A 26,392-nucleotide genomic window follows, 5' to 3' on the forward strand; every position below is an offset into this window, starting at 1 on the left:
CACCCGTCAGGTTACCGGTTCCGCGGCGCGGAGCTGGCCGAGCGTGAAGCTGTAGAGGCGGTCGCGCCCTTGCAGAAACACGCGGCAGCCGCGTGGAAACAGTCGGGCGATCGCGGGGTCGCGTACATCGAGCCCCCCCGTGTAAGCGCCGAAGGCGGGAAGCATCAGCCTGCGCGCATCGGCCACGAAACAGGGGCGGGAGACAGGCTTGCCGCGCGTCGCGATGGTCGCCTTTGGGTGATGATGGCCGCAGATCTCTGGTGTGTCGCCACCTCCTTCATGGCGGAAGGCGATCGGGCCTTCGCGCCACTCCGCCGCGGCCTCGCCGGGCAGCGCCTGGGGCGGCGCCGGGTCATGGTTGCCCCGTACCCAGATGATTGGGACGGCGGAGGCAAGGGCACGCAAACGCTCGGCCTCGGGCGGGGGAAGCCGCGCGGGACCCTGACGGTCATGGAACGAGTCGCCGAGGGCGACGAGCCGCAGCGGCGCGTAGCGGCGGACCAGTGGGATCAACCGATCGAGCGTCGCGCGACTGTCATACGGGGGCAGAAGGGCCCCTCTGGCGGCAAGGGCTGAGCCCTTCTCGAGATGTAGATCGGCGACAGCAAGGAGCCTTCGCGCCGGCCACCACAGGACGCCGCCAGGGTCCAGCATGAGCCGCTCTCCCGCGAGATGAACCGGCGCAGCGGTCATTCGTCGATGGCAAGCTCGCCTTGGCGGCGGCTCCGGATGGTGGCGAGGGTCGCCCGCCCCTTGATGCCCAGCGCGCGGCCCCGAGCCTTTACGTCGCGTCGCGCATTCGCGCGGTGCAGCGGATGCATGCGAGGTTGCGGTGGCGGGCTTGCAGGCTCGGCCAAACCGAGCGCCTCGGCGATCAGCGCAGCCTCCTCGGCCTCGGCGAGCAGCGCCTCCTCGCCTTCGCCTGCGCGCACGCTTTCGCGTCCCACCTCGAGCAACACCGGCACCGCAAGCGGAGAAACGCGAGAGAGAGCCATGTGCACGATCCGACCCCTCACCCGTCGCAAAAGCCCCGCGACTCGTCCGACATCGACAAGCCCGCGAGCTGCTTCGGCGCGCGTCGCCCGCAGAAGCACATGGTTTGGCTCATGCTTGCGCAGCACGTCGTAGACGAGATCGGTGTTCACGGTGAGTTGGCGCCGGCTCTTCTCCGCCCCCGGCGCATGACGATCGACCAGCCCGGCGATCACAGCCACCGTGCGGAACGTACGGCGGAGCATGGAGCTCTCCGCCATCCACTCCTCGAGATCGTCGCCGAGCATGTCCTCGTCGAACAGCTCGGCGACGCGGACAGGCTGGTGCGCCGACCAGATCGCCACGACGTAGTCGGTCGCGACAAAGCCCAGAGGCCCGAACCCTGCCCGCTCCATGCGCCGTGTCAGCAGCATCCCGAGCGTCTGATGCGCGTTCCGGCCCTCGAAGCAATAGGCGACGAGAAACCACTTGCCGCCACGCGGGAAGGTCTCCACGAGCAGGTCGTTACTCCCCGGCAGGTGCGAACGAGAGCGCTGGAGCCTCAGCCACGCGGCCACATCCTCTGGCAGATCATTCCAGCTCTCGGGGCGTTCAAGCATCGCGCGCACCCGGTCAGCGAGAGAGGTGGTGAGCGGCAGCCGACCGCCGGCGTAGGCGGGGACCTTTGGGTCCTCGCCCGAGGCCGGGCTGCACTCGACCGTCGTTTCCCGAAGCCGATCGAAGCGCAGCACGCGCCCTGCAAACAGGAACGTGTCACCAGGCTGCAGCATCGAGACGAAGTACTCCTCGATCTCGCCGAGCGGCGTACTGCCGACGCCGCGCCCGAGCCGGACCTTCAGAAGCGGGGCCTCGACGATCGTTCCGATGTTCATCCGGTACCGGCGTGCGACCGCGGCCGAGGCGACGTGAAACCTGCCTTCGGAATCGCGGAACAGACGCCGGTACCGCTCGTAGCCTGACAAGGCGTAGCCGCCATCGGCGACGAAGCGCAGGACATCGTCGAAATCCTGGCGGGGGAGGGTGGCGTAAGGTGCCGCGCGCTTCACCTCAGCGTAGAGATCATCGGCGCGGAACGGCGCAGCGCAGGCCATGCCGAGGACATGCTGAGCCAATACGTCGAGCCCGCCAGGCGGAGGCGGATCGCCGTCGAGATCATGCGTGGCAACGCCCTCGACGGCGGCACGGCATTCGAGAACCTCGAAGCGGTTGGCCGGCACGAGCACGGCGCGCGACGCTTCGTTCCAGCGGTGGTTGGCGCGGCCGATGCGCTGCAGAAGCCGCGACACGCCTTTCGGCGCGCCGACGTGGATGACGAGATCGACATCGCCCCAGTCAATGCCAAGGTCGAGCGAGGAGGTCGCAACCACCGCCTTCAGCCGCCCCTCGGCCATGGCCGCCTCGACGCGCTCACGCTGCTCGCGCGCGAGACTGCCGTGATGCAAGGCGATCGGCAGCCCATCGTCGTTGAGCCGCCATAGAGCCTGAAACACAAGCTCGGCCTGGGCGCGCGTGTTCACGAAGACGATCGCTGTGCGCGCCGAACGGATCAGCCGGTAGATTTCGGGCGCGGCGAGCAGGCCCATGTGCCCGGACCAGGGAAGAGCGCCTTCCGGCACCAGCACGCGCACCTCCGGCTCAGCCCCGCGAGGCGCCTCGATCACCTCCACGTCGCCGCCATCTGCACGCCCATGGGCCGAGAGGAATGCGACGAGCGGGGCGCGGTGCGGCACGGTGGCGGAAAGGCCGACCCGGCGCGCCGCCGGCGCGATTGAGCCGAGCCGCGCGAGGCAGAGCGCCAGCTGGTCGCCCCGTTTCGTGCCGGCGAGCGCGTGGATCTCGTCCACCACCACCGCCTCGAGGCTACGAAACATGCTGAAGCTGTCGGGAAGCGACAGGAGGAGGGCGAGGCTCTCAGGCGTCGTGAGCAGGATATGGGGCGGTCGCTCGCGCTGGCGCCGCCGCGCTTCAGCACCCGTGTCACCGGTTCGTGTCTCGATCGCGATGTCAAGTCCCATGCCGCGAACCGGGGCGGTGAGGTTGCGGGCGATGTCTGCAGCGAGCGCCTTCAGCGGCGATACATAAAGGGTGTGCAGGCGTGGGGACGGATCACGCTCGAGGGCGGCGAGAGAGCCCAGAAAGCCAGCCAGCGTCTTGCCGGCTCCCGTCGGGGCAATCAGCAGGGTCGACCGGCCGGCCCGGGCGGTGGCGAGCATCGCCCACTGGTGCGGGTGCGGCGCCCATCCGCGCGCCGCGAACCAGGCGGCCAAGGCGGGGGGCAGATCGGGTGTTCCTGTTGACGCCACGCTCCCGACTATAGTGACGAGTGTTGAGTACGCCATGCCCCCGCACCCTCGAACTTGGCTCACGGTCACGGAAGCCGGGCTCTTATGCGAGCCGGGTGGCTTCTTCATCGACCCAAGCCGCGCGGTCGATCTGGCGGTGATCACCCACGGCCACAGCGACCATGCGCGGCCGGGCCACCGGGCCGTGCTCGCCACCCCGGAGACGCTCGCGATCATGACGCGACGCCTTGGTGATGGACGAGCTGGGACGAGCCTTCAACCGCTCATCTACGGCGAGACGATCACCGTCAACGGTGTCACGATCATGCTTCGCCCGGCCGGACATGTGCTCGGTTCCGCCCAAGTGGTGCTGGAGTGGCGCGGCGCGCGAGCAGTGATCAGCGGCGACTACAAGACGCGCCCTGACCCGACCTGCGCTGGCTTCGAGCCGGTCCCGTGTGACCTCTTCGTTACCGAGGCGACCTTCGGGCTTCCCGTATTCCGCCATCCCGACGCGGCAGGCGAAATCGGCAAGCTGCTCGCTTCGCTGCGCATCTTCCCGGAGCGGACCCACGTCGTCGGTGCCTACGCGCTCGGCAAGGCGCAGCGGGTGATCGCGCTTCTCCGTGCCGCCGGCTATGACGCGCCCATCTACGTCCATGGGGCACTCGCGGCGATGAACGAGGTCTATCGGGGCTTTGGCGTTGCGCTGGGTGACCTTCGGCCGGCGACTATCGCCGATCGCAAAGCGCTGAGGGGAGCGATCGTGCTCGCGCCCCCTGGAGCGATCCAGGACCGCTGGGCCCGCCGGCTTGCCGATCCAGTGGTCTGTCTCGCGTCGGGCTGGATGCGTATTCGGCAGCGCGCCAAGAGCCGTGGCGTGGAACTGCCGCTCGTGATTTCCGACCATGCTGACTGGGACGAACTCAACGCCACGATCGACGCGGTGGGAGCGCCGGAGGTGTGGGTGACGCACGGCGCTGAAGAGGCACTGATCCATGCGGCCGGCCTGAGGGGCATTCGCGGGCGCGCGCTCTCTCTCTCCGGACGTGGCGACGAGGACGAGGCAATCGTCGAGGAGATCCCCGGCACGTCAGCGCCTGACCTGCCCGAGGCTTCTGCCGCAGAGGCCCGATGAAGCTCTTCGCCGACCTGCTTGAACGCCTCGTGCTCAGCCCTGCGCGTACGACAAAGCTTGCCGCGCTGCGCGACTGGATTGCCATCGCCCCCGACCCGGATCGTGGGATCGGCCTTGCGGCTCTGACGGGCGAGCTCGCCTTCGCCGCCGCCAAGCCAGGGCTCATCCGCGCGCTTGCGGCTGAACGGACGGACCCAGTCCTGTTCGCGCTCTCCTACGACTTTGTGGGCGACCTAGCCGAGACAGTTTCGCTCATGTGGCCTTCCCGTGACACCGGAACCGAGGAGCCGCCTTCGCTCTCCGAGGTTGCGGCGACGCTCGCCTCAGCGCCGAGGAATACGCTTCCGAGCATCGTCGCCGGCTGGCTCGACTCGCTCGATGCGTCCTCGCGCTTTGCGCTCCTGAAACTTATCACTGGGGGCATGCGCGTTGGCGTCTCGGGGCGCCTGGTGAAAGTGGCGCTTGCCGAACGATACGGGAGGGATGTGTCCGAGATCGAGGAGGCGTGGCCTGCGGTCACGCCGCCCTATCTCCCGCTGTTCCGCTGGCTCGAGGGGGATGGGCCGCAGCCGCGGCGAGCCGAGGCCCCAATATTCCGCCCGCCCATGCTCGCCACGCCGCTCGAAGAGGCTGACCTCGCCGCGCTCGACCCTGCCCGCTACCGGGCCGAGTGGAAGTGGGACGGGATACGGGTTCAGCTCGTTGCGACGCCTGCCGGCGTGAAGCTCTGGTCGCGCGGCGGAGAGGAGATCGGGCAGGCGTTTCCAGAAATCGTCGCGGCCGCGGAGGGGCTTCACGCGGTTCTCGACGGCGAGCTTCTCGTGGTGCGCGATGGAGCCGTCGCACCCTTTTCCGATCTGCAGCAGCGCCTCAACCGCAAAGCGCCAAGCGCGAAGCTTCTGCGCGAGCAGCCGGCGCATCTGCGGCTCTATGACATGCTGTTCGAGGGGGCGGAGGACATTCGACCGCTCGGCTTCGATCAGCGCCGCGCGCGGCTCGAGGCGTGGTTTGCGCGAACAAGGGCCCAGCGGATGGATCTCTCACCACTTGTACCGTTCGCCTCATGGGAAGAGCTTGCCGCCCTTCGTGCCGGTGCGCGCGAGGCCGGGATCGAGGGGCTGATGCTGAAGGAGGCGGAAAGCCCTTATGTCGGAGGCCGACCGAAAGGTCCCTGGCTCAAATGGAAACGGGATCCGCTCGTGATCGACGCAGTCCTGATGTACGCGCAGCGCGGCCACGGCAAGCGTTCATCCTTCTACAGTGACTATACATTCGGTGTGTGGCGTGGGCAGGAGCTTGTGCCCGTCGGCAAAGCGTATTCCGGGTTCACGGACCGAGAGCTCGCCTGGCTAGACCGTTGGGTCCGCAACAACACGATCGGACGCTTCGGGCCAGTGCGGGAGGTGGAAAAGGCGCTTGTGCTCGAGATCGCCTTCGATGCCGCGCAGCGTTCGTCGCGTCACCGCTCCGGTGTGGCGCTCAGGTTTCCGCGTATCAACCGAATCAGAACCGATAAACCAGCGGCCGAGGCTGATCGACTTGACACGGTGCTTGCCCTGATCGAGCGCGGCTGATTGACGAAGACAGCCGCGCGTGGCCCCTTTCCCGCGCAGGTGAACCGGCAGGGAAGGAAACGCGGTGATGAGCATCATCCCCAACCACGCCAAGGAGCGCATGAAATCTGGCGGGCTCGCTCTTGGCTTGGGCGTGCACCACCTGCGCACGGCGGCAACCGGAATGATCGCGGAAGCGGCAGGCTTCGACTGGCTGTTCATCGATGCCGAGCACGGCGCCTTTTCCGAGGACCAGGCGACGCAGATTGCGCTTGCCGCCCTGCCCACACGCTGCACGCCGATCGTGCGCGTCTGCAAGGGGGCGCTCGACCAGGCGCCACGCCTGCTCGACAACGGTGCGATGGGCGTTGTGATACCGCATATCGATACACCCGATGAGGCGGCCGCCGTGGTGGATGCCTGCAAATATCCGCCCCTGGGCCATCGAAGCCTTGGCGGGCCACCGGCTCAGGCGCGTTTCGCCGCGATGCCGCCCGGTGAGCTGATGGCCGCGCTCAACGAGACTCTTATCACGGTCGTGATGATCGAGACTCCGATGGCCATCGACCATGCTGAGGCGATCGCTGCTGTGCGCGGCATTGACGTGCTGATGATCGGCACCTCCGATCTGACCGCGGAACTCGGCATCCCGGGCGAGCTTGGCCACCCCAAGGTCCAGGCAGCCTATGAGACGGTGATCGGCGCGTGCCGACGACACGGCAAGTTTGCTGGCATGGGAGGCGTCTATGACCAGGAAAACGCAAGCGCCTACATCGCCATGGGAATACAGTTCATTCTCGGCGGTAGCGACCACTCGCTGCTGATGCCGGCGCTGAGGGCTCGCACGACGTTCCTGCGCGCTCTGAGAGACTGAGCGGCGCGACCAAGTGAGCGCTCAATCCGAGAAATAGAGACGCGCCGGATTGTCCCGCAGGATCATCTCGCGCGTTCCGGCATCAGGCACCCAGTCAAGCAGCAAGTCGAGTTCCTTCGCGTCGTCGGGCTTCGGCTGCAGCTTCGGGTGCGGCCAGTTGGCGCCATAGAGAAGTCGATCGGGCCGGAGCTCGACGAGCGCTCGCACGCGCGGCTCGACGTCCTGGTAGGGCCAGCCCGTCGCCGAGGAATAATAGAAGCCTGAGAGCTTGACGTAGACGCGCCCAGTCTCGACGAGGCGGAGCAGAGCCTGGAACTGCGGGTGGGTGGCCGAGGCCATCGCGCCCGGCCCGGGCGGGATCCGGCCTAGATGGTCGATCACCACCGGGCAGGGAATGCCCTCGATCGCTTCCGCCCAGGCGGCGATGTTCGGGCCTGCCGGGTCCTGGAGGATGATGTGCCAGCCAAGCGGTGCAATCCGCTTGGCCAACGGCTTGATGTCGGCAAGGCTGAGGAACGGCGTGCCGAGAAAGACGCGCAGCGCGCGTGCGCCTTGCGCATGGAGCGCACGAAACCCTGCCTCGGTCTCGTCGGGGCCTGTCACGACCACGGCGCGGGCGCGGCCGCGCCCAAGCCGTTCGACCGCATCGAGTGTGCAGCGATTGTCGGTGCCGTAGGCAGCGGCCTGGACGATGGCGGCACGATCGAAGCCGAGCCGGTCCAGCATGTCGCGGAAGGCCTGCCAGTCATGCGGCGTTTCGCCGAGTTCCTGAAGCACGTAAGGGAAGCGCACGGGGTCGTAGACATGGCTGTGGCACTCGATTGACCCCTGAGGGCAAACGAGGAGTGGGCGGTGGGGGTCCGGGGTCATGCGTCCGCGCTCCGGCAGTCGGTGTGTATCTGTTCTGGGTCGGGTGACACTCTAGGCTGGGTCTGCGGCCGGGGTGAGGTCCTGAGGCGGCAAGGGGTCTGTCGATTTGCACTTGCGAGTCGTTTGCAACTCGACTAGGGTTGCAAATGAGAATAGGTCGCAGGCGAGCGAAGCGGCCGGTCCATTCCCCTCGTTGCAGGAGACACCGATGAAGCGTTCCACCCCGATCGTCGCCAACATCATCGCCGGTTTCGCCACGCGGCGGTGCCGCCGGCGCGGCGGCAGACGACGCGCGCTCCTCCTTGCAGCCGGCGCGGCGGCGCTGCTTGCCCCCGCCTTTGCTTTCGGCCAGGAGCGCGTGGTCAATGTCTATTCCTCGCGTCACTACGACACCGATCGCGCGCTCTATGACGGGTTCACGCAGGCGACCGGGGTGCGCGTGCGGCTCATCGAGGGCGATGCCGACCAGCTGATTGAACGCATCCGGAACGAAGGGCCGAACTCGCCCGCTGACGTCCTGATCACCGTCGACGCCGCGCGGCTCGAGCGGGCGCGTGCCGCGAACCTTCTGCAGCCTGTGCGGAGCGAGACGCTCGAGCGGCGCATTCCCGCGCATCTCCGCGATCCGGACGGGCACTGGTTCGGGCTGTCGGTGCGCGCACGGGTGATCATGGTGGCGCGCGACTGGACGCCTCCCGTCCCGCTCGCCCGCTACGAGGACCTCGCCAACCCGGCTCTGAAAGGGACGATCTGCGTTCGAAGTGCCAACCACGTCTACAACATTTCGCTTGCCGGATCGATCCTGGCAGCCAACGGGCCGGCGGCAACGGAGGCCTGGGCGAAGGGTGTCGTCGCCAACATGGCCCGCCCGCCTCAGGGTGGCGACACGCCACAGATCCAGGCCGTCGCTGCCGGACAGTGCCGGATCGCCATCGCCAACACCTACTATGTCGGCCGGCTCGCCGCCTCATCGAACGCTGCGGATCGCGAGGTCGCCGGCCGGGTGACGGTGATCTTCCCCAATCAGGGGCCAGGTGACCGAGGCACGCATGTGAACGTCTCCGGCGGCGGCGTGGTCCGTACCGCGCCAAACCGCGACGCGGCCGTGGCCTTTCTCGAGTATCTGACCTCGGTGCGCGCGCAGGAGATGTTCGCCAACGGGAACTTCGAGTATCCGGTCGTCGACGAGGTCAACATCCACCCGGTGGTCAGCGCGTTCGGCCGCTTCCGTCAGGACACGCTCAACGCCGTTGCCTACGCAAAGAATGGAGCTGAGGCGCTCGCCATCATGCAGCGGGCCGGGTGGCGCTGACGCGCGCGTGGGGGTGTGGCTTTGGTCGCACCCCCTCTTTCCGGGAGAGAGATGCGAATGACTTGCAGTCGCAAAAATTCGCCCTCGGGCGAGCCCCGCGTGGGCGTGCCGGAGAAAACCTGCGACGAGCTCACGCCGCATCGGCTCGGCCTCAAGGCTCTTTCCCGAGGCGGACAACTCGTGATCGCTGCGGCGCGCGCATGGTCCTCGCCTCAGGCAATGCCTCTGACGCCGTGTCAGATCCTCGGTGCGGCCGGCGTCAGGCCCTCCGCTTTCGCCGCCTTCGCCGGGCTCCTCGCTCTGCTTGCCACGGTCCGGCCCGACGCTCCGCTCTTCCTCGCCCCGGGCGATGACCAGATCGCTCCCCTCGAGCATGACCTGCTCGCGGCTTTGGATGCGCTACAGCAGGGTGAACCGTGGCGAAGCCAGCGCATTCTCGCCTCCTGGCTTCCGCCAGCCGCGGCGCCGCGCGCGATCGCGCTCATGGCGGTCGCGGCCAAGGGCTTCGCGGCGGCCGGCCTTGGGATCGCACCGACCGGGTTGGCGACCGTGCACTGAGGGCGGTTCGACCGGGATCGGGACAGCTGCGCGCTCCCTTCAGCTGTCCCGCGACGCCGGGCGCCGTCGCATCCCTCGCGCCCCAACGCTCCGTTCCTCACCTCGGCCCCGCAGGATGCGGGGCTCTTTTTTGCGGTCGCGGCCGATCAGAAGCGGCCGGGCTCGTCGAGGCAGAGAAGCAGGCGCGGCCGACGGGAATCGGCGGGCGGCGAGCGATGCACCACGCCCTTCCCGCGATTGCCCGGATAGGCCTCCCCCTTGAAGAGAGCTACGGTGAAGGGCGCGACACGGCGTATGAAGCGAGGGTCAGGAACGATCGCGCGATTGTCGCCTGATCCGAGCGCTGAGCGATCCACCGCGTGCTCCGGCACCCACTCCGTGCCTTTCCCGACATAGGTCACAAGAAGCCTCAGCCCGACCTGATCGGCATGGAACAGCGGGCAGCCGATCGAGGCGAGGGCCTCAAGTCGCAGGTGGACCCTGTTCGCGCTGGCAGCGGCGGCGAAGCGCCGTGCCAACATCGCCGCGTCGGCAACGAGGGCAGGGGCAGAACTTGGCAGCGCTGCGGTGAGCTCCGCGCCAATCCGGTCCGGCTTCTCCTCTGCCGTGATGGTCAACGGCGCTCTGGCGGCGAGCCGCGCTGCCTCGAGCCGGATGCGGCGTTGCGGCGGCCGAACCCAGAGGGCGAGAGTGGTGTCTGGCGCGTGGATTGCCGTGAACGCGTCCGGCGTCCCGCGAACGACGGCGAGTGGTGGGGCTTTGCTGATGCTCGTCATTTGGATATGTTATAGCATATCATCTCGGAGGCAGCGATGGAAGGAACCCGTCTTCCCGTGACAGTCCTCTCGGGCTTTCTCGGGGCAGGCAAGACGACACTGCTCAATCACGTGCTTCGCAACCGAGAGGGGCGTCGTGTCGCCGTCATCGTCAACGACATGGCAGAGGTGAACATCGACGCTGAGCTGATCGGCAACACGGGAGCTCTCTCCCGGACCGAGGAGAAGCTGGTCGAGCTCTCGAACGGCTGCATCTGCTGCACCTTGCGGGAGGATTTGATGATCGAGGTTCGGAAGCTTGCCTCCGAAGGGCGGTTCGATTCGATCTTGATCGAGAGCACGGGGATTTCCGAGCCGATGCCGGTCGCTGCCACCTTCGCGTTCCGCGATGCCGAGGGGCGCAGCCTCGCCGACGTTGCGCGTCTGGACACGATGGTCACCGTCGTCGATGCCGCCGCTTTCCTGCGCGACTTCGGTTCGACCGCGAGCCTCGCGGATCGAGGGCAGGTGGCTGGACAGGATGATCGTCGCATGCTGGTCGACCTGCTCGTCGAGCAGGTGGAGTTCGCCGACGTGATCGTCGTCAACAAGGTGGATCTTGTTAGCGAGGCCGAACGCGAGCGGCTCGTCGCTCTCCTCCGCACGTTCAATCCCGGTGCGGAGATCGTCAGTGCTGTGCATGGCGCAGTCCCGCTCGGGCTCGTGCTTGAGACCGGGCGGTTCGACTTCGCCCGGGCGCAGCGGGCGGCCGGTTGGTCGCAGGCGCTCGCAGGGCACCATCTGCCGGAGAGCGAGGAGTTCGGCATCCGAAGCTTCGTTTACCGAGCGCGTCGGCCCTTTCACCCGGCACGCTTTAAGGCGTTCATCGAGGGGCCGCTGCCTGGCGTGATTCGTGCCAAGGGATTTTTCTGGCTCGCCACGCGCATGCCTTGGGCGGGAACCTGGCAGTTGGCGGGAGCGATCGGGCGGCACGAGGCCGCCGGCTTCTGGTGGGCTGCCGTCGAGCCCGATCGCTGGCCGGATGACCCTGACTGGCGTGCGGGCATCAAGACGCTCTGGGACAAGCGCTACGGCGATCGCCGCCAGGAGCTCGTCTTCATCGGTATCGACATGGATGAGGTGGCGATCCGCGACGCTTTGGACGCTTGTCTCATCGACGAGGCGCTGTTCGCGCGCGGACCGCGCGCCTGGGCCTCCTTGCCCGATCCTTTCCCTGTGTGGCGGCAGAACTGAGCGCCAGAGCGGCTGCTGTATCGATGTTCCCGGCGATGGACGCTGTTCGTCGTCTGGTCGCCTCGGCGGCGTCAATGCCCTGAGCGCCGCATAGCGCGGGCGAGGACAGCGACGGGGATCAGCCCGGCAGCGACGATCAGGAGCGCAGCCGTAGAAGCCTGGGCGAGCTTCTCGTCGGAGGCGAGGTTGTAGACTCGAACGGCAAGCGTATCGAAGTCGAATGGGCGGACGATCAGCGTCGCCGGAAGCTCCTTCATCGTATCGACGAACACGAGGAGGGCCGCCGAAAGAAGGCTGCCGCGGAGCAGTGGCAGGTGCACAGTGGCGAGGCTGCCGGCCGGGCTGCGCCCAAGCACCCGGGCAGCGTCCTCGATCGATGGCCGGATCCGTTCCAGACCAGCCTCGACAGAGGACAGTGCGACGGCGAGGAAACGCACGACGTAAGCGAACACCAGAGCCGCGATCGTGCCCGAGAGGAGGAGCCCTGTTGAGACCCCGAAGCGCGCCCGCATCCAGCCATCGAGCGCGTTGTCGAACAGCCCGAACGGCACGAGCACGCCGACCGCGATCACCGATCCCGGGATGGCATAGCCGAGAGAAGCGACCGTGGTGGCCCCCCGTATCAACGGCGAGGGGAAGAGCCGCGCGCCGTAGGCGATCACCACCGCAACCGTGACTGCGCACAGCGCGGCAAGTCCGGCGAGCAGGAAGCTGTTGCGCGCAAACGGCAGCACCAGCGCACCATCGTCGCCAGCGCTCCAGCCGAGAAAGGCGAGACGGGCGGCTGGTATGACGAAGCCGAGCAGTACTGGCAGGGTGCACGCGACAATCGCGAGGAGGGCCGAGGCGCCGCCGAGCGGCTGTGGAACAAGTGCTTGGTGCTTGGAACTCGTGTTGAAGAAGCGACGCGGACCGCGGACGAGCCGCTCGGACAGCAACAGGAGTGCAACGATACCCATAAGGCAGGCGGCGAGCTGCTGCGCCGCTGTTCGATCGGCCATGTGGAACCAAGCTTGATAGATGCCGGTTGTGAACGTGCGCACCGCAAAGTGCCCGACCGTTCCAAAGTCTGCCAGCGCCTCCATCACCGCGAGCCCTGCCCCTGCCGCGATCGCCGGGCGTGCCAGCGGCAAGGCGACACGCCAGATCATCCCGCGTTTCGAACAGCCGAGCGTTCTCGCGACCTCCGCGAGACAGATCGACTGCTCCAGGAAGGCTGCGCGACACAAGAGGTAGACGTACGGGTAGAGCACCAGCCCGAACATCACCACTGCGCCCTCGATCGATCGGATCTGGGGAAACCAATACTCGCCGAACCGCAGGCCGAAGCTTTCGCGGATCCAGCCCTGGACAGGCCCCGTCACGTCGAGGAGGTCGGTATAGACATAGCCGATGAGGTAGGCCGGCATGGCCAGAGGCAGAAGCAGAGCAACCTCGAAGAGCCTCCGCCCGGGGAAGGCGTGCATCGTCACGAGCCATGCCGTGCTTGCCCCGATCGCGGTCGAGATCAACGCCGTGCCGGCGGCGAGCAGGACCGAGTTCGCGACCAGCTCGGCGAGCACCGTCTCCGCGAGGTGGCGCCAGACCGGGCCCGCAGGAGCAGCAGCGCCGACCAGCACGGCCATGATCGGTGCGGCGACAGCAGCCGCTGTGATGAGGGCGGCAACCGTCCAGGCGGAGGGCAGGGCAAGCCACCCGGGCGGCGACGCATCGAGGAGTCCTGCTCTCGTACTCACGGTATCCTGGGCAAGATGAGAATGCTTCGCATTCGCGTAAGAATGCCAGGAAGAAATAGTCCGCGCCAGAGGGCGAACGCCGCCTGTTGCGAACCCTCAGCCAGCGGCGCCGCGTGCCTGCCAGTCGGCAAGCGAGATGCGCGGCATCTCGAGCCGATCGGTTGTGCGCACATAGCCGCCGGCGCCGTGCATGCGACCAATCAGGCCGAGCCTCGGCGTGTCGATGTAACACCGCGACGCGTCGAGCACGCAGGCATCGTCGATCTGGAATGCGAGCACCTCACCAAGCACGACGGCGCGGCCGGCGGCAAGGTCGACGAGCTGCAGAAGCCGACACTCCAGCGCCACGGGGCTCTCGGCGATACGGGGCGGAGCGACATGCGTGCTGGGCAGGGGTGTCAGCCCCGCCTCGACGAGCTCATTGACACCCGGTGGGAAGTCGATCGCGGTCACGTTCATCGCTCGTGCGGCTTTTTCCGGCACAAGGTTGACCACGAACTCGCCGGAGCGGCGGATATTCTCACCGGTATCCTTGAGGCCGGGCTTCTTCGGCCCGATCCCGATGCACACAACGGGCGGCGAGCCGCAGACAGCGTTAAAGAAACTGTATGGCGCCGCGTTCGGCACGCCTTCGGCGTCGAGCGTCGTCACCCAGGCGATCGGCCGCGGCACGACCGTTGACACGAGCAGTTTGTAGGTGCTCTCGGGCGAAAGTGCGGCACAATCGAACAGCATCGTACCCCCTCTGATCGTCGCGGTGTCGCCTGCGGCCCTCCGCTTGAACACGCGCGCCGCGGGTTTTAGCGGAGAGCGGAGCGACGGCAACCACCGAGCGCTTCCTTCACGTTCACGACGAATTAAAGGGATCCGCGTAACACAGCGGGGCCAAGGTCCGGTTCTGCCCGGAGGTTGCTCGGATGAAGCTGGTGATCAACCTTCCCCTCCGCCTGAAGCTCGGGCTTCTCGCAGTCATCCCGCTCCTCTTTCTCGCTGTGCTCGTCTGGAGCGTGCTTGACAAAGTCGCGGGGATTGAGACGGCGCGGGGAGACGAGACGCGTGCCCTCGCGGCCGAGCGGCGTGTCCGGGATATCGCAGTGGCTGCAGCGTCGCTCCAGGCGTTGAACCGCGCTTTGTTCTCGGCGCAGACGGCATCACAGATCGACGAGATCAGAGGGGCGGTGGTGCGCGTGCGGGATACCGCACTTGCCGAGCTGGACCAGATCGCGGAAGGTCGCGAACAGCCGACAGCCGCAACGATCGCTGCCTACCAGGAGAGTTTGCAAAGGCTCAGCGAGGCGGTTCTGCGCGCGGCCGAGCTTCGCACCCAGCTGATCGCCAAACGCGACGAAGCATTCTTCCCCTCGGCGCAAACCTTCGAACTGCGCTACGAGGCTGCTTACGCAGGTCTCGAGCTCGAGGGCCTCGAGCCGCGGACACAGGAGGAACTGCGCGGGCGTCTCGCCGCGGTGGGCACAGGAGCCGCCGAAGCAAGAATCGCTGCGCTCCGTTATCTCGCAACCGGCGACGGCGCGCAGACACAGCGCGTGCGGCGCGCTACCGCAACTGCCCGCACCCACATGCGTGGCGCGCTGACCATCGAGGTCAATCCCCGTTACCGTGGCGAGCTCGAGCAGCTCTCCGTCGCTCTGGCAAACCTTACCGACTCGGCCCTGGGACTGAGTGGCCTGACGGCAGAGCTCATCGAGCATGACAGTGCCGTCACCGCCGCGGCGATCATCGGGGTGGAGGCCACCGCTGCCGCTGTGGCCGCGACATTCGCGTCCCGAGCCGAGCAGGCCGGAGCGCGCATGGGCGCGAAGGTGGAGACGACGGGCGAGGATGTCCTCAAAATTTCTGCTGCGATCGCCGCACTTCTTCTGATGATCTCCTACCTGATCGGAGAAATGGTGGCACGACCGACGAAGCGCATCACCGGTCTTCTGCAGCGGATCGCTGAGGGCGATACGCGGTTCACGCTCGCCACGACGGTGCGGCGGGACGAGTTCGGCCGCATGGAGAAGGCCCTCGCGACGCTGCGCGAGACGGCGGAGAAGGCCTTCGCACAAGGGCAGATGCTCGACCAGCTTCCGGTCGCCGTCATGGTCGCTAACCCTCGCGACGACTTCCGCATCAGCTACATGAACGCTGAATCGCGGCGCGTTCTTGGCACGGTTGAGCATCTGCTTCCGGAGAAAGCTGATGCTCTCCTTGGCAAGAGCATCGACATCATGCACCGCCACCCGGAACGCGTGCGCACGATCCTGTCGAACCCCGCAAATCTGCCGCATCGCGCCCGCATTCGCCTCGGCCCGGAGACGATGGATCTCCGCATCAGCGCGATGACCGACCGCGGCGGGGACTATGTCGGCGCCATGCTCGTCTGGAACCTCGTCACGCAGCAGGTCAAGCTTGCCGAGGATTTCGAGGCGAGCGTCGGCCAGGTCGCCCGCCGAATGGGCGACAGCGCGGCCAGTATGAAGTCCGTCTCCGAGGCGATGAGCGAGGTCGCTTCCGAAACGGGCAAGCGTGCCGTCGCCGTCGCTGCCGCAACCGATCAGGCGGCAGCAAGTGTCCAAGCCGTAGCGGCCTCGGCCGAGGAACTTGCCGCCTCCGTGCAGGAGATCGGACGTCAGGTCGCGGAAAGCGCACGCATCGCCGCCGAAGCAGCTCGCGAGGCGGAGGCGACCGACGCGACCGTCGGCAGCCTCAGCGAGGCGGCAAGTCGGATCGGCGACGTGGTGCGCCTGATCGGCGATATCGCCGGGCAGACGAATCTGCTCGCGCTCAACGCCACAATCGAGGCGGCGCGCGCGGGCGAAGCGGGCAAAGGCTTCGCTGTCGTCGCCTCGGAGGTGAAGGCGCTGGCCGCTCAGACCGCGAAGGCGACCGAGGAGATCAGCGCCCAGATCGCGGCGATGCAGGCGGCGACCAGCCGCTCGGTCGAAGCCATCCGTGCGATCGCGGGAACGATTGCGCGGATGAACGAGATCTCTGCCGGCATCGCCGCAGCGGTCGAGGAGCAGGGCGCAGCGACGGCCGAGATCGCCCGTGCGGTGCAACAGGCTGCGTCCGGCACGAGCGAAGTCTCGGGCAGCATCGGTGCCGTCTCCTCAGCCGTCGAGCAGACAGGCGAGCAGGCTGCCCATGTCCTGTCCGCCGCGAATGCGCTGACCGCAGAGGCAGACCGGCTTTCGCACGAGGTCGAGCGTTTCCTGGCTGAGATCCAAGGGCGTTGAGGTGTCGGGTCAGGCCACGCGGTCGGGCGGCTCGCGTCCGGCGAAGAAGGCGTCGAGATTGTCGAGCGCACGGAAGCCCATCGCGTTGCGCGCCTCGAGCGTTGCGCTGCCGAGATGCGGGAGCAGGAATGTGTTGGCGCAGCCAAGATAGCGCGGATCGAGCGCGGGTTCGTTCGCATAGACATCGAGCCCGGCAGCGGCGACATGGCCGGTCCGTAGCGCCGCGATCAGCGCATCGTCATCGACAAGTGTCCCACGCCCGGAATTGACGACGATCGCGCCCCGCTTGAGCAGGGCGATCCGTTCGGCGTTGAGCCACTTCGTGAGGCCTGGACCACCGGGAGCCGTGAGTGCGAGCATGTCGACGATCCCAAGCATCGACGCCGCGTCGCTGTGGTAGATCGCTCCTCGCTCAAGCTCGGGCGCAAGCCGCCTGCGGTTGTGGTAGTGCACCTCCATCCGGAAGCCGCCCGCCATGCGCGCCACCGCGCGGCCGATCCGCCCCATGCCAAGAATGCCGAGGCGCTTGCCAGACACCTGCGTGCCCAGAAGCTGCGTCGGTGCCCAGCCTGTCCAACGCCGTTCGCGGACGAGCAGCTCTCCCTCCGAGGCACGTCTGGCTGCCCCGAGCAGGAGCAGAATGGTCAGCTCCGCTGTCGATTCCGTCAGCACATCCGGCGTGTTCGTCACGATGATCCCGCGTGCACGGGCGGCCTCAAGCGCGATGTGATCGATGCCGACCGAGAAGGTCGCGATCACGCGGATGGAGGTTGGCAGCGCGGCGATGGTGTCCTCGCCAAACGGGTCTCCGGCGGCGCAGAGGATCGCGTCCGCACCGGAGGCCATGGCGAGCAGGCGTGCGCTATCGGCTGGCACGTCCTCAGGGTTCTCGGCCACGATCGTGTAGTCGCGGCGAGCTCTGGCCATAACATCGGGCGGGAAGAGCCGGGTGAGGGCAAGCCGTGGCTTTTGTCTCTCTCGCATGCGCTACTGACTGGTCATCATGAGCGTCGCTTCCTTACCGCGATCCCCGGCTCGCGGCGAGACGTCGTGGGAGAGGAGCCGACAGGAGAGCACGTGCCGTGGTTCGAGCCACGGTGGTCGGAGTGCTTGTCTGCCTCGCGGCCTCTGAGGTGAGGGCCTGGGATGTCGGAACCACGATGCCGCGCATGGATCTGATTGACGGCACGGCCGCACCGACCCCGTACGACGCCAGTACCGATCGCTGGGTCGCGCTCCGGATCGGCGGCTCGAGGTGTTCGCCCTGCGCCGCTGAGCGGCCTTACGCGGAGGCCCTCGCCGCCGCTCATGGCATTGCGGTCTACACCGTCACGGTGCCGCCACAGGGCGGACACGTCGATGCTGAGTTACCGCGCGAGATCGAAGCCGCGGCGCGTCGCGGCGACAGGCTCCGCCGGATCATGCGCCGCGACCCTGCGGTGCCCCTGAACCCTCCGCCACCGCGGCTTCCCGTGCCGATCACCTACGTCATCGCGCCTGACCGTCGCATCGTTGCGCGCTGGTCGGGCACCGCCACTTATTCGGACAAGAAGGCGCATCCGTTCGCACCGCCGCCCACGTGGCGGGACTGGACGGAGGCGACGTTCGCCGGCGTCGGTGCGCCGCTCCCGGCAGGTCTGACTGACGAGGCACAGCGCCTGCGTGACCGGTGCTTTCCTTCCCTCTGCCGCTAAGCGGCCTTGCCGCTGCGCCGTCGGCGCGAGGCTTGCCGATGCGGCGGCGGTCCTTACGATGCGGGCACCTGGGAGGGAGGAGGGCTCGCATGGATCTTGGGCTGAGGGGCAGACGTGCTCTGGTGATGGGCGCCTCGAAGGGGCTCGGACGCGCTGTTGCCGAAGGACTCGCCGCCGAGGGGGCGACTCTGTGCGTCGCGAGCCGTGACCTCGCAGCACTTCAGACGCTCGCCGTCACCCTCTCGGCCGCGAGCGGCGCACCGGCCTATGCGATCGCGGCCGATGTGGCCGACGAGGCGGCGATGGACCGCCTTGCCGATGAAGCGGTTCTCCGCATGGGCGGGGTTGACATTCTCGTCCTCAATCACGGCGGCCCGCCGGTCGGGCCAGCACTCGAGCTCGACCTCGCCGAGCTGAAGGCTCAGTTCGCGAAGATGGTCGTGGCACCGATCCGGCTTGCGATGCGGCTTCTGCCCGGGATGCGGGAGCGCAGGTGGGGGCGGATCATCACCATCGGCTCCTCCGGCATGGTCCAGCCGCTGCCGAATATGGTGCTGTCAAACACCCTGCGTGCGGCGATCGTCGGCTGGAACAAGACGCTCGCGAACGAGGTCGCGGCCGATGGCGTGACCTGCAACATCCTTGCCCCCGGCTCGATCCTGACCGACCGGACCAAGGACACGGTGGGGTTCATGGCGAGGAAGGAGGGGATCTCCTTCGAGGAGGCGATGGCGAAGCGCGCGGCCACGATTCCCGCCGGCCGCCTCGGGACGCCTGAGGAATACGGCGCCGTCGCGACCTTCCTTGCCTCCGAGCGTGCCTCTTACATCACTGGCTCGATCGTCCGCTGTGATGGCGGCATCGTGCGCGGGTTCTGAGAGCGGGATCGTGAAGGACGCCGCGCAGATCGAGCCTGATCTCGCGCTTGCAGAGCGCCTCTTCGACGCGCTCCGCGAGGCGAGCCTCGATCCGCCCGGGGTGACCCGCGATGCCTACGGCCCAGGAGAGGAGCGCGCGCACGCCCTCTGCCTCGAGGCTGCCGAAGGCGCGGGGCTCGCGGTGAGCCGCGACTTCGCGGGCAACAGCTACGCGACGCTTGCGGAAAGCGATTCCGGGGAGCGGACGCTCATCATCGGCAGCCATCTCGATTCGGTTCCTCACGGTGGCAACTACGACGGCGCTGCCGGCGTCGTCGCCGGGCTCGCAGCACTGGCGGGTCTCGTGCGGGCCGATCGGCGCCCGCGCGGCGATGTGACGGTGATGATGACGCGCGCCGAGGAGAGCGTGTGGTTTCCGGTCTCCTTCGCCGGGGCGCGTGCCGCGCTCGGGTGCCTGCCCGTGGAGGCGCTAGCCGCGAAACGATCTGATACCGGCGACACCCTCGCCCAGCACATGCGAGCGCTCGGCTTCGAGCCGGAGGCGATCGCTGCCGGCCAGCGACATCTTGATCCTGCGCGGATCGCCGGCTTCATCGAAGCGCACATAGAACAGGGACCCGAACTCATCGAGGTCGGCCGGGCCGTCGCCGTCGTGCCGGCGATCAGCGGCGGCGACCGGTTCCGCAAGGCGCGTATCACCGGCGTCTATGCCCATGTCGGTGGTGCGCCGAAGCGGGTTCGGCGTGACGCCGTCGCTGCGCTCGGGCATATCATCGTAGGGATCAACGCCGTGTGGGATCGGCTTGACGCCGAGGGCCACCGCATCATGGCAACCTTCGGCGTGGTCGGCGTCGATCCGGCCATGGCCAGCTGGAGTCGCGTCCCAGGCGAGGCACGCTTCACCCTCGACATCCGCGGCGTCGACCTGCCCGCTCTCGCCCGGATGCGCGTGGCGCTGGACGACATCGTGGCCGAGGCCGAGTCGAAGTACGGGGTGACGGTCTCGCTCGGGCCGGACACAGGACCGCGCCCGGCATTCCTCGACCGCGATCTGCTCCAGCGACTCCGCGACTGCGCCTCGGCCCGATTCATCCCGTTCCACGAGATGCCTTCGGGGGGACGACACGACGCTCTTGCGTTTCACGAGGCCGGTGTCCCGACCGCGATGCTGTTCATCCGCAACCAGCATGGCAGCCACACTCCCGACGAGGCGATGGACCTTGCCGACTTCGCCGAAGCCGCGCGGATTCTCGCCACCCTGGCCGCGACGCACTGAACACCACGCCCTCGATGCCCGCGAAGTTGATCCAATCTCTCGATCTCGCCACCCGCTTGCCTGAGGAGCATCCGACGCTCAACTCTGGGACCATAGGCATCACCCGCGAGATAGTCAGCACGGACGAGCGCAGCGCTCGCGGGATCCTCGGCCGAGCAAGGGAAGGCGTCGAGCGCGACGTGTCTGCTGGTCACGCATGCGAGCCCTCCCTGGCGCGTGCCGGACCTGATCGGTCATCCGCCGCTGTCATGATCGGCAGCGAGTGCCACACCGTGCCGCGTCGTCGCGACCTCGACGGAACGGCCGGAGTGCCCAGGAGACCTGCGACCGTCTCCGGGCACGGACGGCCATGCTTCGCGCCTTTGCGCGATGCAACCGAGAGGGCGGTTCGCGGCAAGGACACCCCTGCACGGCGCAGCGCGAAACGGACTATGCTCTCCGACTGCCGACAGGATGCGGCAATCTTCGCCCACGCGGACACCACTCCTGGAACGATCCTTGTACGTATCGGGAAGTGCTGCCGCATCCCTGAGGAGGACATGTGCATGGAAGACGTCGCCAAAGAATGCCCCGCGCTGGCGGTTCTAGAGTCCAGGGCCTCGTGCTGATGGCCGGCGCGCGGCTTGCCGTCGACATCGGCGGAACCTTCACCGACCTCGCGCTCGAGCATGGCGGCCGCCGATGGACGGCCAAAGTTCTGACGACGCCCGCCGCCCCGGAGAAGGGCGTGCTGGAGGGCGTGGCGGCGATCCTCAAGGATGCCGGTCTCGTTCCCTCGGAAATCGGCGTTCTCGTCCATGGGACCACGCTCGCAACCAACGCGCTGATCGAGCGCAAGGGCGCACGCACGGCTCTGATCACCACTGAAGGCTTCCGCGACGTGCTCGCCCTCGGCAATGAGGCGCGCTACGACCAGTATGACCTGCAGATCGTCCTGCCCGAGCCACTTGTGCCACGGCGGCTTCGCCTCCCTGTGCCGGAACGGCTCGACAACACCGGCGCTGTGCTCAAGCCGCTCGATGAGCAGGCCGTGCGCGCGCTCGTGCCGCTGCTCAAGGCCGAGCGGATTGAGGCGATCGCGGTCGGCTTCCTGCACGCCTATGTCAATGGCGCGCACGAGCAGCGGGTGCGCGAGATCCTCGCCGAGGAGCTGCCGGGCGTTCCGGTGAGCCTCTCCTCCGAGGTCTCGCCCGAGATGCGCGAGTGGGAGCGGTTCTCGACGACGGTCGCCAACGCCTACGTGCAACCGCTGATGAGCCGCTACCTGCGAAAGCTCGAGAGGGGCTTGCGCGAGGCGGGGATGACTGCGCCGCTGTTCCTGATGCTGTCGGGCGGTGGGTTGACCACCGTCGACATCGCCTGCCGCTTCCCGATCCGCCTGGTCGAAAGCGGGCCGGCCGGGGGCGCGATCTTCGCCGCTCACATTGCGCGCGAGACCGGGCTCGCGCACGTTCTCTCCTATGACATGGGCGGAACGACCGCCAAGGTGTGCCTGATCGATCACTATCGTCCTCAGTCGTCCCGAAGCTTCGAGGTGGCGCGGGTCGGACGCTTCAAGAAGGGGTCCGGCTTGCCGTTGCGCATTCCGGTGATCGAGATGGTCGAGATCGGAGCGGGCGGTGGAAGCATCGCGCATGTGGACGGCATGGGGCGCATTGCCGTCGGCCCCGAGAGCGCCGGTGCCGACCCTGGGCCAGCCTGCTACGGCCGCGGTGGCACGAGGCCCGCCGTGACGGACGCGAACCTGGTGCTCGGTCGCTACGAGCCGACTCGGTTCGCCGGCGGCCGTCTCAAACTGTTCCCCGATGCCGCGCGGGACGCGCTCGACCGAGAGGTTGGTGCGCCGCTCGGGCTCGTCCCGGAGATGGCTGCGCTCGGCGTTGTCGAGATGGTCGACGAGAACATGGCGAACGCGGCACGCGTGCACGCGATCGAGAGCGGGAAGACCCTCAGCGGGCGTACGCTGATCGCCTTCGGCGGCGGCGGTCCGGTGCATGCCTACCGCGTCGCGGAGAAGATCGGGATCGGTTCCGTGCTCGTGCCGTCCGGTGCCGGCGTCGGCTCGGCGATTGGCTTCCTCCGTGCGCCGGTGTCCTTCGAGGTTGTCAGGAGCCTCTATCAGCGCTTCGCGACCTTCGATGTGGAGGCCGTCAATGCGCTGCTCGTCGCGATGAGCGAGGAGGCGCGGGCTGTGGTCGCGCTCGGTTCTCAAGGGGGGGAGGTTCAGGAGCGCAGACTCGCCTACATGCGCTATGTCGGGCAGGGCCATGAGATTGCCGTTCCGATCCCCTCCCGTACACTCGACCTCGACGCTGTTGCCGCCATCCGGGCGGACTACGACCGCCTCTACGCCGCATTCTACGATCGGCCGGTTCCCGGTTCCGACGTGGAGATTCTCTCGTTCTCGGTGACGGTCGCGACCGTATCGGACACCGTCATCCCCGAACCGGTCCAGCCGGACGCCGTCGAGGCGACGCCCGCGCGCCACCTGGCCGTACGCGACACGGCAACCGGAACGGTCTCGGACTGGCCCGTCTACGAGCGGTCCGCCCTTTCGCCTGGGTCGATGCTCGCCGGCCCTGCGATCATCGCCGAGGACGAGACCTCGACCTTGGTCGGGCCCGGCTGGTCGGCACGGATCGACGGGTTGGGCTACATTCGCCTCACCCGCAGCAATCCCTGAGGAGGCAGGCGATGCACCAGATGGCCGACCGCCAGCTCTCGGCGCTTGCGAGGATCCAGACCCAGGTCATGTGGAACCGGCTGATCGCGGTGGTCGAAGAGCAGGCCCAGACGATGATCCGAACAGCCTTCTCCACCACCGTGCGCGAGGCCGGCGACCTTTCGGCCGGCGTCTTCGACCTCAAGGGGAGAATGCTCGCACAGGCGGTGACGGGAACGCCCGGGCACGTGAACTCGATGATGGAGAGTGTGGCGCATTTCCTCGCGAAGTTCCCCGCCGAGACGATGCGGCCCGGCGATCACTACATCACCAACGATCCTTGGCTGGGGACAGGTCATCTTCACGACCTCACCGTCGTCACGCCTGCGTTCCTGCATGGCCGGATCGTCGGCCTCTTCGCCAACACCGCCCACATCATCGATATCGGCGGTCTCGGCATGGGGCCGGAGGCGCGTTCAGTGTTCGAGGAGGGGCTCTACATCCCGATCGTCAAGTGCTTCGAGCAAGGCCGTCCCAACGAGACCTTCTTCGACTTCATTCGGGCGGGATCACGCACGCCCATCGAGCTCGAAGGCGACATCTACTCGTTGTGTGCGTGCAATGAGGCAGGCGCGAGGCGGCTCATCGAGATGATGGAGGAGTTCGGCATGGAGGGGCTCGACCCCCTTGCCGAGGTGATCTTCGACGCGAGCTTGCGCGCAACGGAAGCGGAGATCGCGAAACTGCCGAAAGGGACCTTCCGTGCCGAGATCCGCTCCGACGGCTATGAGGCTCCGGTCACACTCGCGGCCGCGATGACGATCGGGGACAGAACGATCGAGGTCGATTTCTCGGGAACGTCGGGTCTCTCGACGCGGGGAATCAACGTTCCGCCGGCCTATTGCCGCGCCTATTCTTGTTTCGGGATCAAGGTCGTCGTCGCGCCGGATATCCCGAACAACTGGGCGTCGCTGCAGCCGTTCCGGATGAGGATTCCAGAGGGCTGCATCCTCAACGCTCCGCGGCCCTACCCGGTGGCGGTACGGCACGTCGTGGGGCAGCTCCTGCCCGATCTGATGATGGGGTGCCTCGCCCAAGCCGTCCCGGAGAGAGTTGCGGCCGAGGGGGCCTCGTGTTTGTGGAATCCGCCTTTGCGTGGCGGCACGCAGGTGTCAGGACCTGCGGCCAAGATCGAGGATTTCGAGATCATCACGTTCAACTCGGGCGGCACGGGCGCGCGCGCGACGAAGGATGGGCTCTCCGGAATCGCCTTTCCCTCTGGCGTGCGGACGATGCCCGTGGAGGCGACAGAGAATGTCGCGCCGGTTGTGTTCTGGCGGAAGGAACTTCGACCCGACAGCGCGGGTGCGGGCCGCACGCGGGGGGGCTTCGGCCAGATCCTGGAGATCGGCACCAAGGGGGACGCGGAGTTCGCCGTCAATGCCATTTTCGATCGCGTGGGGAACCCGCCGCGCGGCCGGCTCGGCGGCCGCGACGGAGCGTCGGGGGTGGTCAAGTTGAAGTCAGGAGCGGTCCTGCGCACCAAGGGCTTCCAGATCATTCCGGAGGGAGACCGGCTGGTCCTGCTTCTGCCGGGCGGGGGCGGCATGGGTGACCCGAGGGAGCGTGACTGCGAGGCGATCGCCCGAGACATCGCCGACGGGCTGATCAGCCCGGAGCGGGCGCTCGCGGATTACGGCTGGGCCGGGTGAGCGAGCGGTCGCGACGCCTGCGCGGTGCACGGCGATGCCGAGGTGCCCCGTCGCCCGCGGAGGACCAGCGCGAGGCGCGTTCGCGGCTGCCGGGCACGTTTCGGCCGGAGTGACCTAGGCCTTCATCTCAACGATCCAAGGCGAGCGAAGGCTGCGGACGGTCGGAGAGGCAATACCGCCTCTCTTCTCGCGATCAAAACAGTCGGACAATACGCGTGCGGAGCGGAGGCTGGTGGTGTGACCCTCGGCGGTATACTGCGCTCTCGGGTGAAAGGCACCGCATTCTGCGAGAGTGAGCGACTGAACCGGCGTCATTGCGGCTTCAAGACCGTCCGGTCACTGCCTCGGGGATGTCCTGGTCATCCCTTGACGGAGGCAGCCGTCACGGTGTTCACGAGCGGCCGCCCGGCGGCGAAATCCCGGATGTTGGCGAGCGTCGTCGAGGCGATCGCGCTGAGCGCCTCGCGGGTGAAGAAGGCCTGGTGGCCGGTCACCAACACATTGGGGAACATCAGCAGGCGCTGCAGCGCGTCGTCCTGGATGATCTCGGCGGAGAGATCCTCGAAGAACAGATCGGCCTCCTGTTCATAGACATCGATCGCGAGGCCGCCAAGCTGGCCGGTCTTGAGGGCGTCGATCGCGGCTTCGGTGTCGATCAGCGCGCCACGCGAGGTGTTGACCACGATCGCCCCGGGCCGGAGCAGAGCGAGGCTCTGCCGGTCGAGAAGGTAGTGCGTTTCAGGCGTGAGAGGGCAGTGCAGGGTGATGATGTCGGCGTTCGCGAGCAGTTCCGCACGGCTTGCATAGACGACGCCGATCTCCTCGAGCGCTGCCGCGCGGCGCACATCGTGCGCGAGCACATGGCAGCCGAAGCCGGTGCGCATGATCCGGGCGACGAGAGCGCCGATCCGCCCGGTGCCGATCACGCCGACCGTGCGGCCGTGGAGGTCGAATCCCAGAAGGCCGTCGAGGGAGAAATTGTTCTCGCGCGTTCGCGTGTAGGCCTTGTGGATCCGACGCACGAGCGCGAGCAGGAGCCCGACGGTGAACTCCGCGACCGCGTGCGGCGAATAGGCGGGGACGCGCACGACGGAGACGCCGTGCGCCTCGGCTGCCGCGAGATCGACGTTGTTGAAGCCGGCGCATCGAAGCGCGATCAGCCGCGTGCCGCCGCTTGCGAGCGAAGCGATCACGGACGCATCCGCCTCGTCGTTGACGAACAGGCACACCGCCGGTGAGCCCTCGGCGAGGGAGACGGTCTCCCGGGTCAGCCTCGCCTCGAGCCAGCGGAAGTCGAGGCCGGCCGTCCCTGCCTCCTCGAAGCTCCTGCGGTCATACGGCTTGGTGCTGAACATCGCGACGCGCATCCGATGGGCCTCCGTCGAGCCTTCGGGAGCCGCAAGCCTTACATGCGCGCGCCTGCCGTGTCTGCCGGCTGACGGGGTCAGCCACCCGGCTCCATCCTTCGCGTGATGGAGGCGCTGCCGGCCCTGGTCGACTTCGTCGCCCCGAGAACACGGGGGTCGAACCTGGCCAATGTCGCCCGCTCCTCCGCCAACCGCGGCGTGCGGGCGGCGCTGCCGCACATGCTCTGACTGAGCTTCGGATT

Annotated in this window: 21 protein-coding genes; 13 read left to right on the forward strand and 8 right to left on the reverse strand. The window is 67.5% G+C overall.

The window, feature by feature from the left end:
* Positions 1 to 6: 6 nt before the first annotated feature.
* Together pdeM and KO353_RS12810 are read right to left on the reverse strand one after the other, a co-directional pair.
* The gene (gene pdeM / locus KO353_RS12805) at positions 7 to 693 is read right to left on the reverse strand and encodes a ligase-associated DNA damage response endonuclease PdeM (RefSeq protein ID WP_218285109.1); all 687 of its coding nucleotides are present in this window, start codon (positions 691 to 693) and stop codon (positions 7 to 9) included.
* Positions 690 to 3,332 (reverse strand): ligase-associated DNA damage response DEXH box helicase, encoded by a 2,643-nt coding sequence (locus tag KO353_RS12810; RefSeq protein ID WP_218285110.1) that lies wholly within the window; start codon positions 3,330 to 3,332, stop codon positions 690 to 692. Before KO353_RS12810 ends, pdeM begins: the two co-directional genes overlap by 4 nt.
* Between KO353_RS12810 and KO353_RS12815 the strand changes: the two genes are divergently transcribed.
* The 3 genes from KO353_RS12815 (at position 3,331) to KO353_RS12825 (ending at position 6,840) form a co-directional block, all read left to right on the forward strand.
* Positions 3,331 to 4,413 carry a ligase-associated DNA damage response exonuclease gene (locus tag KO353_RS12815; protein WP_218285112.1) on the forward strand — a complete coding sequence of 361 codons (1,083 nt, stop codon included), beginning with the start codon at positions 3,331 to 3,333 and terminating at the stop codon, positions 4,411 to 4,413. The two genes, KO353_RS12810 and KO353_RS12815, sit on opposite strands and share 2 nt — an antisense overlap.
* Positions 4,410 to 5,987 carry a cisplatin damage response ATP-dependent DNA ligase gene (locus tag KO353_RS12820; RefSeq protein ID WP_218285114.1) on the forward strand — a complete coding sequence of 526 codons (1,578 nt, stop codon included), beginning with the start codon at positions 4,410 to 4,412 and terminating at the stop codon, positions 5,985 to 5,987. Before KO353_RS12815 ends, KO353_RS12820 begins: the two co-directional genes overlap by 4 nt.
* A gap of 163 nt (positions 5,988 to 6,150) precedes the next feature.
* Positions 6,151 to 6,840, forward strand: coding sequence for an HpcH/HpaI aldolase family protein (locus KO353_RS12825; protein ID WP_235691853.1), 690 nt, complete (start codon positions 6,151 to 6,153; stop codon positions 6,838 to 6,840).
* A gap of 21 nt (positions 6,841 to 6,861) precedes the next feature.
* Here KO353_RS12825 and KO353_RS12830 read toward each other — a convergent pair whose 3' ends face one another.
* The gene (locus tag KO353_RS12830) at positions 6,862 to 7,710 is read right to left on the reverse strand and encodes an amidohydrolase family protein (RefSeq protein WP_218285116.1); all 849 of its coding nucleotides are present in this window, start codon (positions 7,708 to 7,710) and stop codon (positions 6,862 to 6,864) included.
* A 208-nt stretch (positions 7,711 to 7,918) separates the two neighbouring features.
* On the opposite strand from KO353_RS12830, the gene KO353_RS12835 reads away from it, so the two are divergent.
* Together KO353_RS12835 and KO353_RS12840 are read left to right on the forward strand one after the other, a co-directional pair.
* On the forward strand, positions 7,919 to 9,022 hold the full coding sequence (locus KO353_RS12835; RefSeq protein ID WP_218285117.1) for a Fe(3+) ABC transporter substrate-binding protein: 1,104 nt from the start codon (positions 7,919 to 7,921) through the stop codon (positions 9,020 to 9,022).
* Between the two features lie 99 nt (positions 9,023 to 9,121).
* Positions 9,122 to 9,580 carry a hypothetical protein gene (locus KO353_RS12840; RefSeq protein ID WP_218285118.1) on the forward strand — a complete coding sequence of 153 codons (459 nt, stop codon included), beginning with the start codon at positions 9,122 to 9,124 and terminating at the stop codon, positions 9,578 to 9,580.
* 146 nt (positions 9,581 to 9,726) lie between these two features.
* Here KO353_RS12840 and KO353_RS12845 read toward each other — a convergent pair whose 3' ends face one another.
* Positions 9,727 to 10,356 carry a DUF1826 domain-containing protein gene (locus KO353_RS12845; RefSeq protein WP_218285119.1) on the reverse strand — a complete coding sequence of 210 codons (630 nt, stop codon included), beginning with the start codon at positions 10,354 to 10,356 and terminating at the stop codon, positions 9,727 to 9,729.
* A 36-nt stretch (positions 10,357 to 10,392) separates the two neighbouring features.
* On the opposite strand from KO353_RS12845, the gene zigA reads away from it, so the two are divergent.
* Complete coding sequence (zigA, locus tag KO353_RS12850) at positions 10,393 to 11,589, forward strand: zinc metallochaperone GTPase ZigA (protein ID WP_218285120.1); 1,197 nt, start codon at positions 10,393 to 10,395, stop codon at positions 11,587 to 11,589.
* A 71-nt stretch (positions 11,590 to 11,660) separates the two neighbouring features.
* Here the strand turns inward: zigA and KO353_RS12855 are convergent, their stop codons facing one another.
* Positions 11,661 to 13,325: an ABC transporter permease gene (locus tag KO353_RS12855; protein WP_235691855.1), complete on the reverse strand. Its 1,665-nt coding sequence runs from the start codon at positions 13,323 to 13,325 to the stop codon at positions 11,661 to 11,663.
* A 96-nt stretch (positions 13,326 to 13,421) separates the two neighbouring features.
* Positions 13,422 to 14,060 (reverse strand): flavin reductase family protein, encoded by a 639-nt coding sequence (locus KO353_RS12860; protein WP_218285121.1) that lies wholly within the window; start codon positions 14,058 to 14,060, stop codon positions 13,422 to 13,424.
* Positions 14,061 to 14,242: 182 nt separating this feature from the next.
* Here KO353_RS12860 and KO353_RS16535 point away from each other — a divergent pair, with 182 nt between their 5' ends.
* Positions 14,243 to 16,561, forward strand: a complete 2,319-nt coding sequence (locus tag KO353_RS16535; protein ID WP_235691857.1) for a methyl-accepting chemotaxis protein — start codon at positions 14,243 to 14,245, stop codon at positions 16,559 to 16,561.
* A gap of 9 nt (positions 16,562 to 16,570) precedes the next feature.
* On the opposite strand, the gene KO353_RS12870 is transcribed toward KO353_RS16535, so the two are convergent.
* Complete coding sequence (locus KO353_RS12870) at positions 16,571 to 17,545, reverse strand: 2-hydroxyacid dehydrogenase (RefSeq protein ID WP_218285122.1); 975 nt, start codon at positions 17,543 to 17,545, stop codon at positions 16,571 to 16,573.
* 185 nt (positions 17,546 to 17,730) lie between these two features.
* Between KO353_RS12870 and KO353_RS12875 the strand changes: the two genes are divergently transcribed.
* From KO353_RS12875 to KO353_RS12895, 5 genes are all read left to right on the forward strand, one after another.
* Entirely contained in the window at positions 17,731 to 18,255 is a 525-nt protein-coding gene (locus KO353_RS12875) for a TlpA family protein disulfide reductase (protein ID WP_218285124.1), read from the forward strand.
* 89 nt (positions 18,256 to 18,344) lie between these two features.
* Positions 18,345 to 19,133, forward strand: coding sequence for an SDR family oxidoreductase (locus KO353_RS12880; RefSeq protein WP_218285126.1), 789 nt, complete (start codon positions 18,345 to 18,347; stop codon positions 19,131 to 19,133).
* A gap of 10 nt (positions 19,134 to 19,143) precedes the next feature.
* On the forward strand, positions 19,144 to 20,409 hold the full coding sequence (locus KO353_RS12885; RefSeq protein ID WP_218285128.1) for a hydantoinase/carbamoylase family amidase: 1,266 nt from the start codon (positions 19,144 to 19,146) through the stop codon (positions 20,407 to 20,409).
* Positions 20,410 to 21,016: 607 nt separating this feature from the next.
* Positions 21,017 to 23,092, forward strand: a complete 2,076-nt coding sequence (locus KO353_RS12890; protein ID WP_218285130.1) for a hydantoinase/oxoprolinase family protein — start codon at positions 21,017 to 21,019, stop codon at positions 23,090 to 23,092.
* An 11-nt stretch (positions 23,093 to 23,103) separates the two neighbouring features.
* Entirely contained in the window at positions 23,104 to 24,783 is a 1,680-nt protein-coding gene (locus tag KO353_RS12895; RefSeq protein WP_407928196.1) for a hydantoinase B/oxoprolinase family protein, read from the forward strand.
* A gap of 359 nt (positions 24,784 to 25,142) precedes the next feature.
* Here the strand turns inward: KO353_RS12895 and KO353_RS12900 are convergent, their stop codons facing one another.
* On the reverse strand, positions 25,143 to 26,150 hold the full coding sequence (locus KO353_RS12900) for a 2-hydroxyacid dehydrogenase (protein WP_218285132.1): 1,008 nt from the start codon (positions 26,148 to 26,150) through the stop codon (positions 25,143 to 25,145).
* A gap of 105 nt (positions 26,151 to 26,255) precedes the next feature.
* Here KO353_RS12900 and KO353_RS16775 point away from each other — a divergent pair, with 105 nt between their 5' ends.
* Complete coding sequence (locus KO353_RS16775) at positions 26,256 to 26,378, forward strand: hypothetical protein (RefSeq protein WP_268906191.1); 123 nt, start codon at positions 26,256 to 26,258, stop codon at positions 26,376 to 26,378.
* Positions 26,379 to 26,392: the final 14 nt, after the last annotated feature.

The sequence above is a fragment of the Elioraea tepida genome (assembly GCF_019203965.1).
In the GTDB taxonomy this organism is placed as follows: domain Bacteria; phylum Pseudomonadota; class Alphaproteobacteria; order Acetobacterales; family Acetobacteraceae; genus Elioraea_A; species Elioraea_A tepida.

Bases quoted from the DNA above. Each gene is read 5' to 3' on its own strand.
- pdeM (WP_218285109.1), bottom strand. From the start codon at position 693: ATGACCGCTGCGCCGGTTCATCTCGCGGGAGAGCGGCTCATGCTGGAC.
- KO353_RS12815 (WP_218285112.1), top strand. From the start codon at position 3,331: ATGCCCCCGCACCCTCGAACTTGGCTCACGGTCACGGAAGCCGGGCTC.
- KO353_RS12810 (WP_218285110.1), bottom strand. From the start codon at position 3,332: ATGGCGTACTCAACACTCGTCACTATAGTCGGGAGCGTGGCGTCAACA.
- KO353_RS12820 (WP_218285114.1), top strand. From the start codon at position 4,410: ATGAAGCTCTTCGCCGACCTGCTTGAACGCCTCGTGCTCAGCCCTGCG.
- KO353_RS12825 (WP_235691853.1), top strand. From the start codon at position 6,151: ATGATCGCGGAAGCGGCAGGCTTCGACTGGCTGTTCATCGATGCCGAG.
- KO353_RS12830 (WP_218285116.1), bottom strand. From the start codon at position 7,710: ATGACCCCGGACCCCCACCGCCCACTCCTCGTTTGCCCTCAGGGGTCA.
- KO353_RS12835 (WP_218285117.1), top strand. From the start codon at position 7,919: ATGAAGCGTTCCACCCCGATCGTCGCCAACATCATCGCCGGTTTCGCC.
- KO353_RS12845 (WP_218285119.1), bottom strand. From the start codon at position 10,356: ATGACGAGCATCAGCAAAGCCCCACCACTCGCCGTCGTTCGCGGGACG.
- zigA (WP_218285120.1), top strand. From the start codon at position 10,393: ATGGAAGGAACCCGTCTTCCCGTGACAGTCCTCTCGGGCTTTCTCGGG.
- KO353_RS12860 (WP_218285121.1), bottom strand. From the start codon at position 14,060: ATGCTGTTCGATTGTGCCGCACTTTCGCCCGAGAGCACCTACAAACTG.
- KO353_RS16535 (WP_235691857.1), top strand. From the start codon at position 14,243: ATGAAGCTGGTGATCAACCTTCCCCTCCGCCTGAAGCTCGGGCTTCTC.
- KO353_RS12870 (WP_218285122.1), bottom strand. From the start codon at position 17,545: ATGCGAGAGAGACAAAAGCCACGGCTTGCCCTCACCCGGCTCTTCCCG.
- KO353_RS12875 (WP_218285124.1), top strand. From the start codon at position 17,731: ATGGATCTGATTGACGGCACGGCCGCACCGACCCCGTACGACGCCAGT.
- KO353_RS12880 (WP_218285126.1), top strand. From the start codon at position 18,345: ATGGATCTTGGGCTGAGGGGCAGACGTGCTCTGGTGATGGGCGCCTCG.
- KO353_RS12890 (WP_218285130.1), top strand. From the start codon at position 21,017: ATGGCCGGCGCGCGGCTTGCCGTCGACATCGGCGGAACCTTCACCGAC.
- KO353_RS12895 (WP_407928196.1), top strand. From the start codon at position 23,104: ATGCACCAGATGGCCGACCGCCAGCTCTCGGCGCTTGCGAGGATCCAG.
- KO353_RS12900 (WP_218285132.1), bottom strand. From the start codon at position 26,150: ATGCGCGTCGCGATGTTCAGCACCAAGCCGTATGACCGCAGGAGCTTC.
- KO353_RS16775 (WP_268906191.1), top strand. From the start codon at position 26,256: ATGGAGGCGCTGCCGGCCCTGGTCGACTTCGTCGCCCCGAGAACACGG.